The organism is Stenotrophomonas sp. YJH_SMC_130, from assembly GCF_059369035.1.
In genome coordinates this window covers 128,155-143,062 of sequence record NZ_JCAFSH010000006.1, presented here as the reverse complement: position 1 = coordinate 143,062, position 14,908 = coordinate 128,155, and the positions used below count along the sequence as shown (strand labels likewise).

18 protein-coding genes are annotated in these 14,908 nt (G+C 66.6%); 9 read left to right on the top strand and 9 right to left on the bottom strand.

Features of this window, described 5'->3' with window-relative positions; genetic code table 11:
* The 4 genes from AC5P5V_RS10820 to AC5P5V_RS10805 all read right to left on the bottom strand — a co-directional run bounded on the left by AC5P5V_RS10820 (position 1) and on the right by AC5P5V_RS10805 (position 4,671).
* The gene (locus tag AC5P5V_RS10820) at positions 1–2,280 is read right to left on the bottom strand and encodes a transketolase C-terminal domain-containing protein (protein WP_495215877.1); all 2,280 of its coding nucleotides are present in this window, start codon (positions 2,278–2,280) and stop codon (positions 1–3) included.
* A 61-nt stretch (positions 2,281–2,341) separates the two neighbouring features.
* Complete coding sequence (locus AC5P5V_RS10815; protein WP_111177393.1) at positions 2,342–2,998, bottom strand: glutathione S-transferase family protein; 657 nt, start codon at positions 2,996–2,998, stop codon at positions 2,342–2,344.
* 155 nt (positions 2,999–3,153) lie between these two features.
* Positions 3,154–3,702, bottom strand: coding sequence for a GNAT family N-acetyltransferase (locus tag AC5P5V_RS10810; RefSeq protein ID WP_061477983.1), 549 nt, complete (start codon positions 3,700–3,702; stop codon positions 3,154–3,156).
* Between the two features lie 126 nt (positions 3,703–3,828).
* Positions 3,829–4,671, bottom strand: a complete 843-nt coding sequence (locus tag AC5P5V_RS10805) for a glycine zipper 2TM domain-containing protein (protein ID WP_061478099.1) — start codon at positions 4,669–4,671, stop codon at positions 3,829–3,831.
* 163 nt (positions 4,672–4,834) lie between these two features.
* Between AC5P5V_RS10805 and AC5P5V_RS10800 the strand changes: the two genes are divergently transcribed.
* Together AC5P5V_RS10800 and AC5P5V_RS10795 are read left to right on the top strand one after the other, a co-directional pair.
* Positions 4,835–5,050 carry a DUF6116 family protein gene (locus AC5P5V_RS10800; RefSeq protein WP_005417541.1) on the top strand — a complete coding sequence of 72 codons (216 nt, stop codon included), beginning with the start codon at positions 4,835–4,837 and terminating at the stop codon, positions 5,048–5,050.
* The gene (locus AC5P5V_RS10795; protein ID WP_134968881.1) at positions 5,047–5,820 is read left to right on the top strand and encodes a TatD family hydrolase; all 774 of its coding nucleotides are present in this window, start codon (positions 5,047–5,049) and stop codon (positions 5,818–5,820) included. Before AC5P5V_RS10800 ends, AC5P5V_RS10795 begins: the two co-directional genes overlap by 4 nt.
* 76 nt (positions 5,821–5,896) lie before the next feature.
* On the opposite strand, the gene AC5P5V_RS10790 is transcribed toward AC5P5V_RS10795, so the two are convergent.
* Positions 5,897–6,724 carry a tRNA threonylcarbamoyladenosine dehydratase gene (locus tag AC5P5V_RS10790; RefSeq protein WP_005417543.1) on the bottom strand — a complete coding sequence of 276 codons (828 nt, stop codon included), beginning with the start codon at positions 6,722–6,724 and terminating at the stop codon, positions 5,897–5,899.
* Positions 6,725–6,803: 79 nt separating this feature from the next.
* Here AC5P5V_RS10790 and AC5P5V_RS10785 point away from each other — a divergent pair, with 79 nt between their 5' ends.
* Together AC5P5V_RS10785 and AC5P5V_RS10780 are read left to right on the top strand one after the other, a co-directional pair.
* Positions 6,804–7,238: a cytochrome c gene (locus AC5P5V_RS10785; RefSeq protein ID WP_134968882.1), complete on the top strand. Its 435-nt coding sequence runs from the start codon at positions 6,804–6,806 to the stop codon at positions 7,236–7,238.
* 136 nt (positions 7,239–7,374) lie between these two features.
* The gene (locus tag AC5P5V_RS10780; protein WP_005417545.1) at positions 7,375–7,869 is read left to right on the top strand and encodes a glycine zipper 2TM domain-containing protein; all 495 of its coding nucleotides are present in this window, start codon (positions 7,375–7,377) and stop codon (positions 7,867–7,869) included.
* Positions 7,870–7,941: 72 nt separating this feature from the next.
* Here the strand turns inward: AC5P5V_RS10780 and AC5P5V_RS10775 are convergent, their stop codons facing one another.
* The gene (locus tag AC5P5V_RS10775; protein ID WP_005417546.1) at positions 7,942–8,151 is read right to left on the bottom strand and encodes a cold-shock protein; all 210 of its coding nucleotides are present in this window, start codon (positions 8,149–8,151) and stop codon (positions 7,942–7,944) included.
* A gap of 235 nt (positions 8,152–8,386) precedes the next feature.
* Here AC5P5V_RS10775 and AC5P5V_RS10770 point away from each other — a divergent pair, with 235 nt between their 5' ends.
* From AC5P5V_RS10770 to arsC, 3 genes are all read left to right on the top strand, one after another.
* Entirely contained in the window at positions 8,387–8,872 is a 486-nt protein-coding gene (locus tag AC5P5V_RS10770; protein ID WP_032958895.1) for a DUF456 domain-containing protein, read from the top strand.
* 118 nt (positions 8,873–8,990) lie between these two features.
* Positions 8,991–10,145, top strand: coding sequence for a phospholipase A (locus tag AC5P5V_RS10765; RefSeq protein WP_061477987.1), 1,155 nt, complete (start codon positions 8,991–8,993; stop codon positions 10,143–10,145).
* Positions 10,145–10,486, top strand: a complete 342-nt coding sequence (gene arsC, locus AC5P5V_RS10760) for an arsenate reductase (glutaredoxin) (protein WP_061477988.1) — start codon at positions 10,145–10,147, stop codon at positions 10,484–10,486. Before AC5P5V_RS10765 ends, arsC begins: the two co-directional genes overlap by 1 nt.
* Positions 10,487–10,559: 73 nt before the next feature.
* Here arsC and AC5P5V_RS10755 read toward each other — a convergent pair whose 3' ends face one another.
* The 3 genes from AC5P5V_RS10755 to AC5P5V_RS10745 all read right to left on the bottom strand — a co-directional run bounded on the left by AC5P5V_RS10755 (position 10,560) and on the right by AC5P5V_RS10745 (position 13,232).
* Positions 10,560–11,195 carry a glutathione S-transferase family protein gene (locus AC5P5V_RS10755; RefSeq protein WP_061477989.1) on the bottom strand — a complete coding sequence of 212 codons (636 nt, stop codon included), beginning with the start codon at positions 11,193–11,195 and terminating at the stop codon, positions 10,560–10,562.
* A gap of 58 nt (positions 11,196–11,253) precedes the next feature.
* Positions 11,254–11,592, bottom strand: coding sequence for a hypothetical protein (locus tag AC5P5V_RS10750; protein ID WP_005417563.1), 339 nt, complete (start codon positions 11,590–11,592; stop codon positions 11,254–11,256).
* Between the two features lie 122 nt (positions 11,593–11,714).
* Positions 11,715–13,232 carry a fumarate hydratase gene (locus AC5P5V_RS10745; RefSeq protein ID WP_005417564.1) on the bottom strand — a complete coding sequence of 506 codons (1,518 nt, stop codon included), beginning with the start codon at positions 13,230–13,232 and terminating at the stop codon, positions 11,715–11,717.
* 146 nt (positions 13,233–13,378) lie between these two features.
* Between AC5P5V_RS10745 and AC5P5V_RS10740 the strand changes: the two genes are divergently transcribed.
* Together AC5P5V_RS10740 and AC5P5V_RS10735 are read left to right on the top strand one after the other, a co-directional pair.
* Positions 13,379–14,275 (top strand): RNA polymerase sigma-70 factor, encoded by an 897-nt coding sequence (locus tag AC5P5V_RS10740; protein WP_231352202.1) that lies wholly within the window; start codon positions 13,379–13,381, stop codon positions 14,273–14,275.
* Between the two features lie 35 nt (positions 14,276–14,310).
* Positions 14,311–14,760, top strand: a complete 450-nt coding sequence (locus tag AC5P5V_RS10735) for a carboxymuconolactone decarboxylase family protein (protein ID WP_061478100.1) — start codon at positions 14,311–14,313, stop codon at positions 14,758–14,760.
* Positions 14,761–14,908 lie beyond the last annotated feature (148 nt).

The window sequence follows — 14,908 nt, the reverse complement described above, 5'->3', positions numbered from 1 at the left end:
TCAGGGTTCCTGCGCCAGGTCGAGGGCGGCGCCAATCACCGCATTGTCGCTTGGAAGCCCGAACATTGCTGCCCCTGCCAGTGGCGTGTAGGTGTCGGCGCCACAGACGCGGCGCAGCGGCAGGTGACCAAAGCCGGCCTCGACCAGCGCCGTGACCACGCCCTCACCCACTCCGCCGCTGTGGCGGCCTTCGTCCAGCACCAGCACCCGCCGCGCGCTCGCGGCCTGGGCCGCGATGAAGCCGGCATCCAACGGTACCAGCCAGCGCAGGTCGACCACCCGCACCTGCCAGCCCAGCTGCTGCTCGATCGCCCGCGCCGCGCGCAACGCCATCGGCACGCCATTGCCATAGGTGTAGATCACCAGGTCTCCGGCCTCCGGTGCATAGACCCGGCCCTCGCCCAGCACCAGCGCCCGGCCCTGTGCCGGGTAGTCGAACAGCCACTGGCCATCCCCCGCTTCGTGCAGGTCCTTGCTCATGTACAGCGCGATCGGCTCCAGGAACACCGCCACGCGCCCATCCACCCGCGCCAGTGCAGCCAGCGTGCGCAGCATCATCACCGCATCGTCGCCGCGCGAGGGGCAGCCGACCACCAGCCCGGGGATGTCGCGCAACGCGGTGATCGAGTTGTCGTTGTGGAAGTGCCCGCCGAAACCCTTCTGGTAGCCCAGCCCGGCCACCCGCACCAGCATCGGGTTGCGGTACTGGTCGTTGGAGAAGAACTGCAGCGAACAGGCTTCACCACGCAGCTGGTCGATGGCGTTGTGCAGGTAGGCCAGGTACTGGATCTCCGGAACCGGCAGCATGCCCAGGTTGGCCAGGCCCTGCGCCATGCCCAGGATCATGGTTTCATCCAGCAGCGTGTTGAACACCCGGCGTGGGCCGAAGCGGCGCAGCAGATCCTTGGTGACGGTGTACACACCGCCCTTCTGAGCCACGTCCTCGCCGAACAGCAGGCTCTGCGGATACTTCGCAAGCAGTTCCTGCAGGCCGTGGTTGATCTGGATCGCGAGATGCCGTGGCGCCTGTCGTTCCGGCAAGGCCTCGGCACCGCCATAGAGTGCCTCGCGCGCTTCGTCGGCGACCTCGCGCCGGGCTTCGGCCTGCACCGCCGCGGGCGTATAGGGTGCCAATGGCGCCATGACCTCCTGCAGCGACTGCAGCTTCGCGCGGCCTTCGGCATCGGCAGCGGCGGCCATGCAGCGCGCGCGCATCGTCTCGTAGGCCACTTCGATGGCGGCTGCATCCATCCAGCCCGATTCCAGCGCGATCTGCGCCGAGCGCAACAGCGGATCCTGCGCCTCGGCCGCGCACAATTCCGGCAATGCACGCCATTCCACCTCGAAGTCGGTGCCGGCGTGGCCCATCAGGCGCGTGGTGCGCAGATGCAGGAAGGTCGGTCGCCGCGTCCGCCGGCAGTGGTCCACTGCGGCCTGCACCTGGGCGTGCCCGGTGGCCAGGTCGAGGCCATCGGCAAGGAAATAGTCCAGCCCCGGCTGGTGGCTGAAACGCTCGGCAATCCAGCCGTCCGGCGTCTTCACCGAGATGCCCAGCCCGTTGTCCTCGCAGACGAACAGGATTGGCGCCGGCAGTTTCTGGTTGGCGGCCCACATCGCGGTGTTGAATGCGGTCTGCGCAGTGGCATGATTGGCCGAGGCGTCGCCAAACGAGCACAGCACGATGCTGTCGGCCGGAATGGGAAGCGCATGGCCCAGCCGCTTGCCGCTCTCGATGGCCAGCGCGGTGCCCAGCGCTTTCGGCAGGTGCGAGGCGATGGTCGAGGTCTGCGGCAATACCCACAATGGCTTGCTGCCCCACACCTTGTGCCGGCCGCCACTGGCCGGATCATCGGCGCTGGCCGCGAATGAAAGCGCCGCATCGCGCAACGGGTCGATGCCCGGCACCTGGCGCGAGCGCTCGAGCATGAAGGCGCCGGAGCGATAGTGCAGGAATGCGGGGTCGGTATGCCGGCAGGCCCGCGCCAGCAGCGCGTTGCCTTCATGGCCGGACGACCCGATGGTATAGAAGACCTTGTTCTGCACGCGCAATACGCGCGCCATCAGGTCCAGCTGGCGGCTGGCCAGCTGCGAATCGAACAGCTCACCGAAGGCCGCAGCGCTGAGCGTGCTGCCCGGCAGGATCGGCGCGTCCGGCGCAGGACGTGCGCGCGGTGTGCCTCGCCAGCCACGCACCGCGTCGAGGAAATTGGCGTCGCACACTTCGGCGCGGTTGAGCACGCGCATGCGCGCAGGAATCGGATCTGGAACCACAGCAAACATCGAACACCCTCCGTGTCGTTGTTGCGTTCCACCCGGCAGCGCCGGGCGCTATCCTGTGGGATCAGGCGGCCTCGAAGCGCGCGCGCACCTCGGCGGTCACCGCTGGCATCGCCACGAAGCGCGGCTGCGCACGCACGCGCTGCAGCCAGGCGCGCACTTCCGGGAAGGGCGCCAGGCTGATGCCGCCTTCGCCTGCCACGTCGGTATAGGCGAACAGCGCAATGTCGGCGATGCCGTATGCGCTGCCGGTGAACCACTGCGCTTCGCGCAGGTGCTGCTCCATCACGGCCAGCGCGGTGGCGGCACGCTCGTGCAGGCGTGGCAGTTCAGAACGGCGCGGTGAATCGGGCGGTGTCCAGCCGCGGATGAAGCGCGCTACCGCCACGCATGGCTCGTGCGTGTACTGCTCGAAGAACATCCAGCTCAATGCCTGCGCGCGTTCCCAACCGTCGGTAGGCAGGTAGGGCGTCCCTTCGGCCAACCAGAACAGGATCGCATTGGATTCAGTCAACACGCGGCCATCGTCGCGGACGATCAACGGCACCTTGGCGTTGGGATTGAGCGCAAGGAACTCGGCGGTGTGGGTCTGGCCATGGGCACTGTCCACTTCCACCCAGCGGTAGCGGCTGCCGAGCTGCTCCAGCAGCAGGCGGACCTTGTGGCAATTGCCGGACACCGACATGCCATGCACCGTCAACGGGACGCGCTCTTCCACCATTGCCTGATTCCTCGGATCCGGCCGGCGGCCAGCTGCACGCAGTCTGGCAAGCCCGCCGGTGAATGCCAAGCGCGGATGCAGCATGCGGACAATCTGTAGAGCCGAGCCCATGCTCGGCTGCTGTGCGCCAGATGCAGCCGAGCATGGGCTCGGCTCTACAACGGCGAACGGCGCTGCCGCCACTGTTCGCGCGACTGGCCCCAGATCTGCATCGGCTTGTCGTTGTACGGCGGTGGCAATTCACCCATGCGCAGCAGCGTGCTGCCGAGCTTGCGCGCGACCGCCCTCGAGTTGTCGTTGTTCTCGGCGATGGTGTGGATCACCTCGTCCCAGCCCAGCGTGTCGAACGCCCAGTCGATGGCGGCAACCGCCGCTTCCGGTGCATAGCCCCGGCCCCAGCTGGCATGCCGAATACCCCAACCGACCTCGGTCCCAGGCCAGTCCTGCGGCTGCCACGGTCCCATCCGGCCGATCCAGTCACCGCTGGATTTCTCGATCACGCTGAACATCGAGAAGCCGAACAGCTGCCAGGCGCCGGCCAGGCTGCAGAAGCCGCGCCATGCCACCGAGGGCGGTTGAACACCCCCCAGGGTGCGCATCGTTTCCTCGTCGGCACAGAATGCCAGGTACGGTTCGTAGTCCTCGCGCAGCAGCGGGCGCAGGATCAGCCGCTCGGTTTCCAGGCGCAGGTCGAAGATGCTCATGCCGACTCCTTGTCGAAGGGGGGCATCCATCATGGTCGATTCCCTTTCCCCACGGATGAATGCCCGTGCGCACAACGAAACGGGCCGGCATGAGCCGGCCCGTCGGGTGCAGCAGGGTGTTCTGGATTACTGGCGCGTGGCCGCAGTGGCGCCGGCAGCAGCGGTCTGCGTGACCAGCTGGCCATCGACCACCGGCAGGCGATCGCTGGCCGGCTTGTTGTCCATGCGCACGGTCTTCTCGGCGCCATCATAGCGATAGGTCACGTTGTAGCCCTTCACCACATCATTGGTACCCATGGCGATGCGGCTGCCCGGCTTGCTGGCCATGCGCATGGTGCCGGTGGTCCCGTCTTCGTTGCGATAGGTCACGTTGTAACCGGTGACGCGGCTCGACTCGGACGTTGCGGTTTCGGTGTGGCACTGGCGCTCGGTACGATTGACCACGCGACCACCCACATGGCGCTTGTCGATCTGGTTGCCGATGAAGCCACCGGCCACCGCACCGGCTGCGGTCGCGGCCTTCTTGCCGTTGCCGCCACCGACCTGGTTGCCGAGCAGGCCACCCACCACCGCGCCGACCACGGTACCGCCGACGTTGCCATCACGCTCCGGCAGGCGCTCCTGCACCGTCACGTCCTGGCAGACCTCGTGCGGGGTCTGGGTGGTGGAGGTCTCGCGCACCGGATCGGTGCCGATCACGGTGGCATAGGCCTTCTGCTTCTCGGTGATCGGGTCGACCTTCAGCACATCGGCATATTCCAGCCCGCGCGGCGCCGACGGGTCGAGCTTGTCACCACGTACGCCATCGTCGGTGGCGTTGCCATCGACCAGGCGCGACTCGCCATTGGGGGTTGCGGCGCTGATGGAGTCGGGCGATTTGTCGCCACTCTTCATGAAGGCGGCGGTGGCGATGCCACCCACCAGCAGCGCGCCCGCTGCGACCAGGACAGTTGTAGTTGTGCTTTTCATGACCTGCTCCTTGCGGACCATCCGCAACGTTCTCGGGACAGATTGCAGCATGCGCTGCCTGAACGGAATCTCCACATTTCCTGCTCATTCCTGTAACCCATTCAGCATCAGGAAATGCAGGGCCCGTGGTAGCGTTTGCATATTCCCCACGAGGATCCCCGCCATGGCCAACCCGATGCTGCTGCCAGTACTGCAGTGGGCGCGCCGGCTGCGCTACCCCACCCTGTTCAAGCTCACCGCCGGCCTGTTCGTGCTGACGCTGTTCATCCCGGACCCGATCCCGTTCATCGATGAGCTGGTGCTGGGCTTCGGCACGCTGCTGCTGGCCAACTGGAAGAGCCGCAACGCCACCACGCCACCGCCGCTGGAACAGCGTTGAGCGTGCTGGTCGACAGCCACTGTCATCTCGACGCGAGCGCGTTCGACCCTGACCGTGCCGCGGTGATCGAGCGGGCGCAGGCCGTGGGTGTGCGCCAACAGGTGGTGCCAGCGGTCACCGCTGCCAGCTGGCCGAAACTGCGCGAGGTCTGCCAGCAGGCGCCCGGGCTGTACCCGGCCTTCGGCCTGCACCCGATGTTCCTGGCCGATCACCAGCCTGGGCACCTGCCACTGCTGCGCCAGTGGATCGAGCGCGAACGCCCCTGCGCGATCGGCGAATGCGGCCTCGACTTCTTCGTCGAAGGACTGGATGCCGAGGCTCAACAGGCGTATTTCATCGGCCAGCTGGAACTGGCCCGAGAATTCAATCTGCCGGTGATCGTGCACGCGCGACGCGCGGTGGATGCGGTGATCGCCGCGATCCGTCGCGTCGGCGGCCTGCGCGGCGTGGTGCACAGTTTTTCCGGCAGCCCCGAACAGGCCGCGCAACTGCACAGGCACGGCTTCCTGCTGGGTCTTGGTGGTCCGCTGACCTACGAGCGGGCGCAGCGCCTGCAACGGCTGGTACGCGGGATGCCGCTGGAGCAGCTGCTGCTGGAAACCGACGCGCCCGACCAGCCCGACGCAGGGGTCCGCGGCCAGCGCAACGAACCGGCACGGTTGGCAACCATTGCCCGGCACGTGGCCGCGCTGCGCGGAATGGAGCTCGAGGCCCTGGCACAGGCCACGACAGAGAATGCACGGCGGCTGTTCGCGCTGCCGGCAACGTAAAGGCGGGGGCCAACCTTGGCCGGCACGCTGTAACGACCGCGACGAACCCGATGCCGGCCAGCGGCCGGCACTACCGTCACGCGTCGGCGTAGGCCTCGGTCACCTCGGTTTTCGCCTTCTTCGGCTCCAGCAGCATCTCCAGCGCCTTGCCCACCGCCGCAAAGGCGAACGCGCCGGTGATGTGGGTCGCCGCGCCCAGACCGGCACCGCAGTCCAGCTTCAACGCCGCATCGGCACCCAGGTTCGGACGAATGCCGCAGACGCTGCCATCGGCCTGCGGGTACTTCACATTCTCCAGCGAATACACCGCCGGCACGCCGAAATAGCGCTTGGCGTTCTTCGGGAAGTTGAACTCGCTGCGCAGCTTCTTGCGGATCAGCGCCAGCATGGCGTCGTGCTCGGTGCGCGAGACATCGCGGATACGTACCAGGGTCGGGTCGGTGCGGCCACCGGCAGCGCCGACGGTCAGCAGCGGCAGCTTGCGGCGACGGCACCAGGCGATCGTCTCGACCTTGACCCGGAAGCTGTCGCAGGCGTCGATCACCAGATCGAACCCGCGGTCCAGCAGCTCAGCCATGTTGGACATCGTCAGGAATGCCTGCACGGCGTCGACGTCGATCCCCGGGTTGATCGCACGGCAGCGCTCGGCCATCGCCTCGGCCTTGTTGCGCCCGTAATTGCCTTCCATCGCCGGCAGCTGCCGGTTGGTGTTGGACACGCAGATGTCGTCGGCATCGATCAGGGTCAGATGACCGACCGCCGAACGGGCCAGCGCCTCCACCACCCACGAGCCGACGCCGCCCATGCCGACCACCGCCACGCGACTGCCCTGCAGGCGCTCGAGCGCACCCACGCCATACAGCCGTTCGATGCCGGCGAAGCGTTGTTTGACCTGTTCGTTCATCGGGCTATTTTAACGTGCAGGTGCCAGCGCCCAAAGCACGTCGGCGTCGAACCCACCGTTGCACGCCTGGAGAGCCCGCATGAACGCCAGCCCGCCCCGCCGCCTGTCCCCTGCCCATCGCTACCTGTTCGTACTGTGCCTGGGCCTGCTGATCGGCTTGGTCGCCACGGTAATGGTGGGCCGCGCCCTGCAGGCGCGTCGCGACCCGTTCCCGGACAGCCTGATGCAGGTGATGCAGCGGCAGTCGCAGCTGCTGCAGCAGGCTCAGCAGCAGAACCGCTGCAGCCTGGCCGACAGCGTGCCGCGGCTGCAGGCACTACGCCTGTTGTCCAATGACCTGGACCTGGCGTTCCCCGGGCTGAAGGACAGCACGCAGTTCCAGCAGCACGCCAGCCGACTTCGCGGCAACCTCAACACGGCGCTGGCCGCACCGCCAGGCGACTGCAGGGCCTCGGCCCAGCTCGTGGAAACGCTGCAGGCCGATTGCCGGGCCTGCCACCAGGATTTCCGCTGAGGCGCGTTCATCCTGCAGCCGGGCATCAGGTGCTTGGTTGGCGCGTTGTTCACGTTCGAAGGGAGAGGATTCGTCCACCCTGCTGCATGACGCAGTACCACCCAACATACCCGCCTTCACGGCCAGGAGACGCCCCATGAAGATCCAGCTCATCGCCGCCAGCGCCATCGCTACCCTCGCGCTGGCCGGTTGTGCCACCTCGCCCGGTTACAGTGGCGGTGGTTACAACAACGGCTACAACAACGGCGGCTACGGCAACAACGGCGGCTACAACCAGGGCCGCTGCGCGGACTGTGGCATCGTCACCCGCATCAACACCGTGCCCTCGGGCCGCACCGCGCCCAGTGCGACCGGCGCGATCCTCGGCGGCATCGTCGGCGCCGTGGCCGGCCATGAAATCTCCGACCACACCGGTGGCAGCCGTGGCAACAAGAACATTGCCGCCGCTGCAGGCGCGGTCGGTGGCGCCCTGGCCGGCAATCAGATCCAGAAGAATGTGACCAGCGATACCTACGACATCAGCGTGCGCATGGATGATGGCCGCACCATCGTGGTCAACCAGCGCGACCTGGGTGGCATCCGTGAGAACACCTATGTGCGCGTGGTCAACGGCAAGGTCATCCTGCGCTGACCTGCAGCGGGCCAAAGGCCAAGAAAAAGGCCCGCTTGCGCGGGCCTTTTTCGTGCCGGAGGACGGCAGGTGTTACATCGGCTGGACCTTGTCAGCCTGCAGGCCCTTCTGGCCCTGCACGACTTCAAAGCTCACACTCTGGCCTTCCTTGAGGCTCTTGAAGCCCTGGGTCTCGATGGCGCGGAAGTGCACGAACACGTCCTCGCCATTCTGGCGGCTGATGAAGCCGAAGCCCTTCGCATCATTGAACCACTTTACGGTACCGGTCTCGCGATCAGCCATCTCACTAACTCCCTTTGACTCTCTCTTGTTGTTGGAAACGCCTGGTGGGCGGCTGACAAGCAAGGGGGAAGCGAGGTGCATCGATGCAGCGGATCGGGAAGATCTTGCTTCATCAGGCCACGATCCACGGTGACCTTGCCAAGCTCAGCGACTGCAACTTAACCCGGCCAAAACGAAAAAGCAACTGGCAAAATCTTTCACTGTCAACCCCAAAACGGACTCCATACGGGACAGCATGGGACTCTCATTCATCTTGTATCTGCTAGCGGTCATTTTTGTCCTGATAGGCATCGCCGGCATCATCCTGCCGGCCCTCCCGGGCATCCCGCTGGTGTTCATCGGACTGCTGCTGGCCGCCTGGGCCGACGGCTTCGCCCACGTCGGCTGGCCCACCCTGGTCGCGCTCGGGGTACTGACCCTGCTTTCGCTGCTGGTGGACGTGCTGGCCACGGTTGTCGGCGCGCAGCGTGTCGGCGCCAGCCGCAAGGCGCTGTGGGGAACCTTCGTCGGCAGCATCGTCGGCCTGTTCTTCATGCCCATCGGCCTGTTCGCGGGTCCGCTGGTCGGTGCCCTGCTCGGCGAGTACTGGCACACCCGCGAACTCGGCCGCTCGACCAAGGTCGGCCTGGCCACCTGGCTCGGCATCCTGCTTGGCCTGGCACTGAAACTGGCGGTTGTGATCGCGATGCTGGGCCTGTTCGCGTTCGCCTGGTTCTTCTGAGCCACCTGGCCTTCACGCCACGCGCACGCTGTGACCCTGCATAAACCGTGGGGCTGGCCGCGATCCGGCACAGCCGCCACACTGTGTGATTCCCGAATTCATCGAAGGGCCTGCTGCAATGACCCTCCCCACGCTGTTTCCCCGTCTGGCGCCGCTGGCGCTTGCCCTGGCCAGTGCACCGCTGGCTGCGCAGGAGTTCGCGCCTACCGCCGATGCCTCACCGGCCGCCTGCGCGGCAATTACCACCGACGCGGCCCGGCTGGCCTGCTATGACCGCCTGTTCGGGCATACCCCGGAGGCTACCGCCGCCGCTGATGCTGCCGCTGAAGCGGCTGCGCAGGCCCGCCGCGAAGAACGGCAGACCGCGCGCGTGAGCCAGGGCGAGGAAAAGCTGCGCGAGCGGGTGAGCGACCTGTTCCGCCCGGCAACGCCGGACAGCGCGCTGGCCAACGCCGGCCGCGGTTCGCTGCTGGACAGCCGCTGGGAACTGGCCGAGGACTCCAAGCTGGGGCCGTTCCAACTGCGCGCCTACAAGCCGGTGTACCTGCTGCCCGCCTTCTGGACCAGCGATCGCAACACCATGCCGCACTCGCCGAACCCGGCCAACAGCGTGACCACCCCGCAGGTACTCGACAGTGCCGAGCTGAAGTTCCAGATCAGCTTCAAGACCAAGATCGTCGAGAACCTGTTCGGCGACAACGGCGACATCTGGGCCGGCTACACCCAGAGTTCGCGCTGGCAGGCCTACAACAGCGAGGATTCGCGCCCGTTCCGCGAAACCAATTACGAGCCGGAAGTGATGATGGTGTTCCGCAACGGCTACTCGATCGGTGGCTGGCGCGGGCGCATGACCGGTATCGCGCTGAACCACCAGTCCAATGGCCGCGCCGACCCGCTGTCACGCAGCTGGAACCGGGTCATGCTCAACATCGGCCTGGACCGCGAGAACTGGGCGCTGGTGCTGCGTCCCTGGTACCGCATTCCCGAAAGCCGCAGCGAAGACAACAATCCGGACATCGAGGATTACATGGGTCGCGGCGACGCCACCCTGACCTGGAACCGCAATGGGCATGAGGTCTCGCTGATGGCGCGCCATTCACTGCGCACCGGAAGCCGTTCGCACGGTGCGCTGCAGCTGGACTACGGCTTCCCCATCAGCAACCTGCTGCGTGGCCATGTGCAGGTCTTCGACGGCTACGGCGAAAGCCTGATCGACTACAACCACAAGGCCACCTATGTGGGTGTGGGCGTGTCTCTGCTGGAGTGGTTCTGATGGACGTGACGATCTGGCACAACCCGGCCTGCAGCAACTCGCGCGGCGCACTGAAGCTGATCCGCGATGCGGGCTTCGAGCCGGTGGTGATCGACTACCTGGGCAACCCGCCGGACGCAGCCACGCTGCGCCAGGTACTGGCCGAATCCCGGCTGCACGCACAGGAACTGGTACGCAGCAAGGAGGCGCTGTTCGCCGAACTGGGCCTGGACGGCGCCGACGACGCCACGCTGCTGGCGGCGATGAGCGAACACCCCCGTTTGATCAATCGCCCCGTGGTGCGCACGGCCAAGGGCACGCGGCTGTGCCGCCCACCGGAAACAGTGCTGGAGATCCTGTAACCCGAAAAAGGGGACGGAGGGAATTAAGTCGTATGTGCACAAACGACTTAATTCCCTCCGTCCCCTTTTTTGGTTACCGCCAGTCGGTGATGCCTTCGCGGCGGTAGACCTCGGCGAACGCCGGGCGCGCCTTCATCGAGGTGGCATGCGCCTTCAGCACTGGCCAGGTGTCGCTGGGCCTGGGCATGTTGCGCGACCAGCGCATCAGCATCACCAGCATGTAGTCGACCACGCAGGGCGTGGCGCCCAGCAGGTACGGGCCGTGCGCCTGCAGGTGAGCGGCAACGTGCTGCCAGGCCGCTTCGAGCCGCTGACGCGCCCTCTCGCGGCTGGCCTCGACGTTCGCCTCGCCGGCCATTTCATGCGGATAGAACCAGGCCCGATAGGCCGGCTGCAGCGTATTGGCACACCAGAACATCCAGCGGTAGGCATCGCCTCGCTGCGGCGTGCCCGGCACCGGGAGCAGGCCGGCCTCCGGGTGGCGATCGGCCAGGTACAGGGCGATGGCCGCCGCTTCGGTCAGTACCAGGCCATCGATCAACAGTGTCGGCACCACACCGGCCGGATTGAGCGCCAGGTACTGCGCCGACTTGTGCTCGCGCGCGTCGAAATCCAGCAGCACCAGTTCATGCTCGATGCCGAGCTCGATCAGCAGCCAGTGCACGACCAGCGCGGCGGTACTGGTCGAACCATACAGCGTGGTGCTCATGCGGAAGATCCTGTGCAGGTGGATCAGCCGATTATGCGCCCACGCGCACGATCGTTGCTCAGCCGCAGCTGCTCATGCAGGAATCCCGGCGCTCGCCACAGGACATCATCGGCGCGCGCATCGCGCAGTCGTGCGTCTTCAGTTCGCAGGCTCGGCGCAGGTCCGGATTGTCCACGTCCTTGCAGCGCTTGTCCGGCGCCGGCACCACCTGCTGCTCGCAGTTGCTCTGGCGGCTGCCGAGGGAGTCATTCTGCGCCATGCAGCTGCGATAGCCGGCCTGGCACTGCACGCGGCATTGCGCCGATGCGGGGAAATCCGCGCCTTCGTACGACGCCGGGGTGCTGCAACCGGCCAGGGCCAGCAGCACGCCTACCACGATGAATCGATGCAGGGCCATGGACACGTCCTGTGCGAGGGTGTTCCGACCGTAGCAGAACAACCGCTACCGGAACATCAATATTTTTGCCCATACAACAACGGCGCCACAGGAGCGCCGTTGTCTGGTCCGGGATGGAAGGCTTACTCCACAACCACCGGAATCTTGCCGATGCGGGCCTGCCATTCGCGCGGGCCGGTCTTGTGCACCGATTCGCCGGTGGAATCCACCGCCACGGTCACGGGCATGTCCTGCACGGTGAACTCGTAGATCGCCTCCATGCCCAGGTCGGCGAAACCAACCACCTTGGCCGCCTTGATGGCCTTGGACACGAGGTAGGCCGAACCACCAACGGCCATCAGGTAGGCCGACTTGTGCTTCCTGATCGCCTCGATGGCGGCCGGGCCGCGCTCGGCCTTGCCGACCATGCCCAGCAGGCCGGTCTGTGCCAGTACCTGCTCGGTGAACTTGTCCATGCGGGTCGCCGTGGTCGGGCCGGCCGGGCCCACCACTTCGTCGCGCACCGGATCGACCGGGCCGACGTAATAGATGAAGCGGCCCTTCAGGTCGACCGGCAGTTCCTCGCCCTTGTTGAGCATGTCGACCATGCGCTTGTGCGCGGCATCGCGGCCGGTCAGCAGCTTGCCGTTGAGCAGCAGGGTCTGGCCCGGCTTCCAGCTGGCCACATCTTCCGGGGTGATCGTGTCCAGGTCCACCCGGGTGCCCTTGGACGCGTCATAGGTCAGCTTCGGCCAGTCTTCCAGCGACGGCGGGTCCAGCATTACCGGGCCACTACCATCCAGGGTGAAGTGCGCATGGCGGGTGGCGGCGCAGTTCGGGATCATCGCCACCGGCAGGTTGGCCGCATGGGTCGGATAGTCGTTGATCTTGATGTCCAGCACAGTGGTCAGGCCGCCCAGGCCCTGCGCGCCGATGCCCAGCGCATTGACCTTCTCATACAGCTCCAGGCGCAGCTCCTCGATGCGGTTGGAGGCACCACGGGCCTGCAGCTCGGTGATGTCGATCGGTTCCATCAGCGCCTCCTTGGCCAGCAGCATCGCCTTCTCGGCGGTGCCACCGATGCCGATGCCGAGCATGCCCGGCGGGCACCAGCCGGCGCCCATGGTCGGCACGGTCTTCAGCACCCAGTCGACGATGGAGTCGGACGGGTTGAGCATGGCGAACTTGGTCTTCGCTTCCGAACCACCGCCCTTGGCGGCAACGATGACGTCGACCTTGTTGCCCGGCACCACCTTGACGTTGACCACGCCCGGGGTGTTGTCCTTGGTATTGATCCGCTTGCCGGCCGGATCAGCCAGCACCGAGGCGCGCAGCTTGTTGTCCGGATGCATGTAGGCGCGGCGAACGCCCTCATTGGCCATGTCTTCCACGCCCATGGTGGCGTCATCCCAACGCACGTCCATGCCGATTTCCAGGAACACGGTGACGATGCCGGTGTCCTGGCAGATCGGACGGTGGCCTTCGGCGCACATCCGCGAATTGATCAGGATCTGGGCCATCGCTTCCTTCGCGGCCGGCGACTCCTCGCGCTCGTACGCGGCGGCGAGGTTCTTGATGTAGTCGACCGGGTGGTAGTACGAGATGTACTGCAGCGCGTCGGCGATGGACTGGATGAGGTCTTCCTGCTTGATCGATGTCACGGCTTGCTCGCTTGCTCGAGGCTGGCGGGGGTAATCCGCCCATTTTACCCCCTCCCCCGGCCCCGGGGTGGTCGTGCTGGCCGCTGGCCGGCAAGATTCCCCCGACGCTCTGTCACGCCACGCGCCACTACGGCGTCCTTGCCCACATGAACGCCGAAACCGTTTTCCAGACCCACCGCCCGCGCCTGATGGCGCTGGCCTACCGCCTGCTCGGCAGCCGCGCCGACGCCGAAGACGTGGTCCAGGACGCCTGGCTGCGCTGGTCCGGCGCCGATCCTGCCAGCGTCCGCGATGCAGAGGCCTGGCTGGTCACCACCACCACCCGGCTCGGCCTGGACCGCCTGCGAGCGGCCAAGCGCGAGCGCGCGCACTATGTCGGCCCATGGCTGGCCGAACCGCTGGCGGTCACCCTGGAGCCGGACCCGGCGCCCGGTCCGGCCCAGCTGCATGCGCTGGCCGACGATGTCTCGGTGGCCTTCCTGACCTTGCTCGAACAACTCGGCCCCGAAGAACGCGCCGCCTTCCTGCTGAAGGAGGCCTTCGACCACGACTATCGCGAGATCGCCGAGCTGATCGGTCACAGCGAGGCCAACTGCCGGCAGCTGGTGCACCGCGCCCGGCAGCGCCTGCAGGCCGGACGGCCGCGCTTCAACGCCGATGCCATCCAGCACCGGCAGTTGCTGAAGCGCTTCATGGATGCCTCGCAGCGCGGCGACAGCGAGGCGATCCAGGCCCTGCTGCACGCCAACGCGCAACTGGTCTCCGACGGCGGCGGCGTGGTTACCGCCGCGATCCGCCCGCTGCTGGGCGCCGAGCGCATCGGCCGCCTGTTCTGGGCCATCGCCCGCCGCGGCGCGGTGCATCCGGCGCAGCTGGGCTACGTCAACGGCGAACCGGCGATCCTGCGCTTCCAGAGCGACCGCCTGCACTCGGTCACCACCATCGAAGTGGTCGATGGCCGCATCGCCAACGTGTACAGCGTGCTGAATCCAGAAAAATTGCCGAAGGTTGTCACGCACCGCAACGCTGCGGCGTCCTTGTGATGAAGGCGGCCATCGTGGCCGCCGTGGAGCCCACGATGTCCGATCACACCTCCCCCCGCGTCCCCTACACCCGTCTGGCCGCCGAGGCCTTCAAGGGCCTGCTGGCCACCAGCCAGGCGGTGCATGACAGCTCGATCGACCCGACCCTGATGGAACTGGTGTTCCTGCGCGTGTCGCAGCTCAACGGCTGCGGCTACTGCATGGACATGCACGGCACGGCGCTGCGTAAGGGCGGCATCGAGCCGCGCAAGCTGGACACCCTGCCCGCCTGGCACGAAAGCCGCTTCTTCGACGCGCGCGAACGCGCGGCACTGGGCTGGGCCGAGGCGCTGACCCGGCTGACCGAGGGTGCGCCGTCGCAGGCGGCGTTCGATGCATTGGCGCCGCACTTCGATGCGAAGGGCATCAGTGACCTGAGCATGGGCATTGCGGTGATCAATGCCTGGAACCGGCTGGGTGCGGGGCTGCTGCCGCCGCTGCCGTAAAAGGGTCCTGTTGGCCGGGCTGCCGCCCGGCACCCGCAGAGGCCAGAGCAACAGCTGGAGCAACGGCAAAAGCTGGCTCTTCTGCGGGTTGGCAGGGTGGGTCAGGTCACAGGGGACGCTGCAAGTACGTCCATGTAAGCTCGGTCGC

Coding starts and splice junctions, on each gene's coding strand:
- AC5P5V_RS10735 (WP_061478100.1), top strand. CDS start 14,311: ATGTCCGATCACACCTCCCCCCGCGTCCCCTACACCCGTCTGGCCGCC.
- AC5P5V_RS10775 (WP_005417546.1), bottom strand. CDS start 8,151: ATGGCTGATCGCGAGACCGGTACCGTAAAGTGGTTCAATGATGCGAAG.
- AC5P5V_RS10800 (WP_005417541.1), top strand. CDS start 4,835: ATGGCCAACCCGATGCTGCTGCCAGTACTGCAGTGGGCGCGCCGGCTG.
- AC5P5V_RS10785 (WP_134968882.1), top strand. CDS start 6,804: ATGAACGCCAGCCCGCCCCGCCGCCTGTCCCCTGCCCATCGCTACCTG.
- AC5P5V_RS10810 (WP_061477983.1), bottom strand. CDS start 3,702: ATGAGCATCTTCGACCTGCGCCTGGAAACCGAGCGGCTGATCCTGCGC.
- AC5P5V_RS10750 (WP_005417563.1), bottom strand. CDS start 11,592: ATGGCCCTGCATCGATTCATCGTGGTAGGCGTGCTGCTGGCCCTGGCC.
- arsC (WP_061477988.1), top strand. CDS start 10,145: ATGGACGTGACGATCTGGCACAACCCGGCCTGCAGCAACTCGCGCGGC.
- AC5P5V_RS10805 (WP_061478099.1), bottom strand. CDS start 4,671: ATGAAAAGCACAACTACAACTGTCCTGGTCGCAGCGGGCGCGCTGCTG.
- AC5P5V_RS10790 (WP_005417543.1), bottom strand. CDS start 6,724: ATGAACGAACAGGTCAAACAACGCTTCGCCGGCATCGAACGGCTGTAT.
- AC5P5V_RS10815 (WP_111177393.1), bottom strand. CDS start 2,998: ATGGTGGAAGAGCGCGTCCCGTTGACGGTGCATGGCATGTCGGTGTCC.
- AC5P5V_RS10770 (WP_032958895.1), top strand. CDS start 8,387: ATGGGACTCTCATTCATCTTGTATCTGCTAGCGGTCATTTTTGTCCTG.
- AC5P5V_RS10765 (WP_061477987.1), top strand. CDS start 8,991: ATGACCCTCCCCACGCTGTTTCCCCGTCTGGCGCCGCTGGCGCTTGCC.
- AC5P5V_RS10820 (WP_495215877.1), bottom strand. CDS start 2,280: ATGTTTGCTGTGGTTCCAGATCCGATTCCTGCGCGCATGCGCGTGCTC.
- AC5P5V_RS10740 (WP_231352202.1), top strand. CDS start 13,379: ATGAACGCCGAAACCGTTTTCCAGACCCACCGCCCGCGCCTGATGGCG.
- AC5P5V_RS10780 (WP_005417545.1), top strand. CDS start 7,375: ATGAAGATCCAGCTCATCGCCGCCAGCGCCATCGCTACCCTCGCGCTG.
- AC5P5V_RS10755 (WP_061477989.1), bottom strand. CDS start 11,195: ATGAGCACCACGCTGTATGGTTCGACCAGTACCGCCGCGCTGGTCGTG.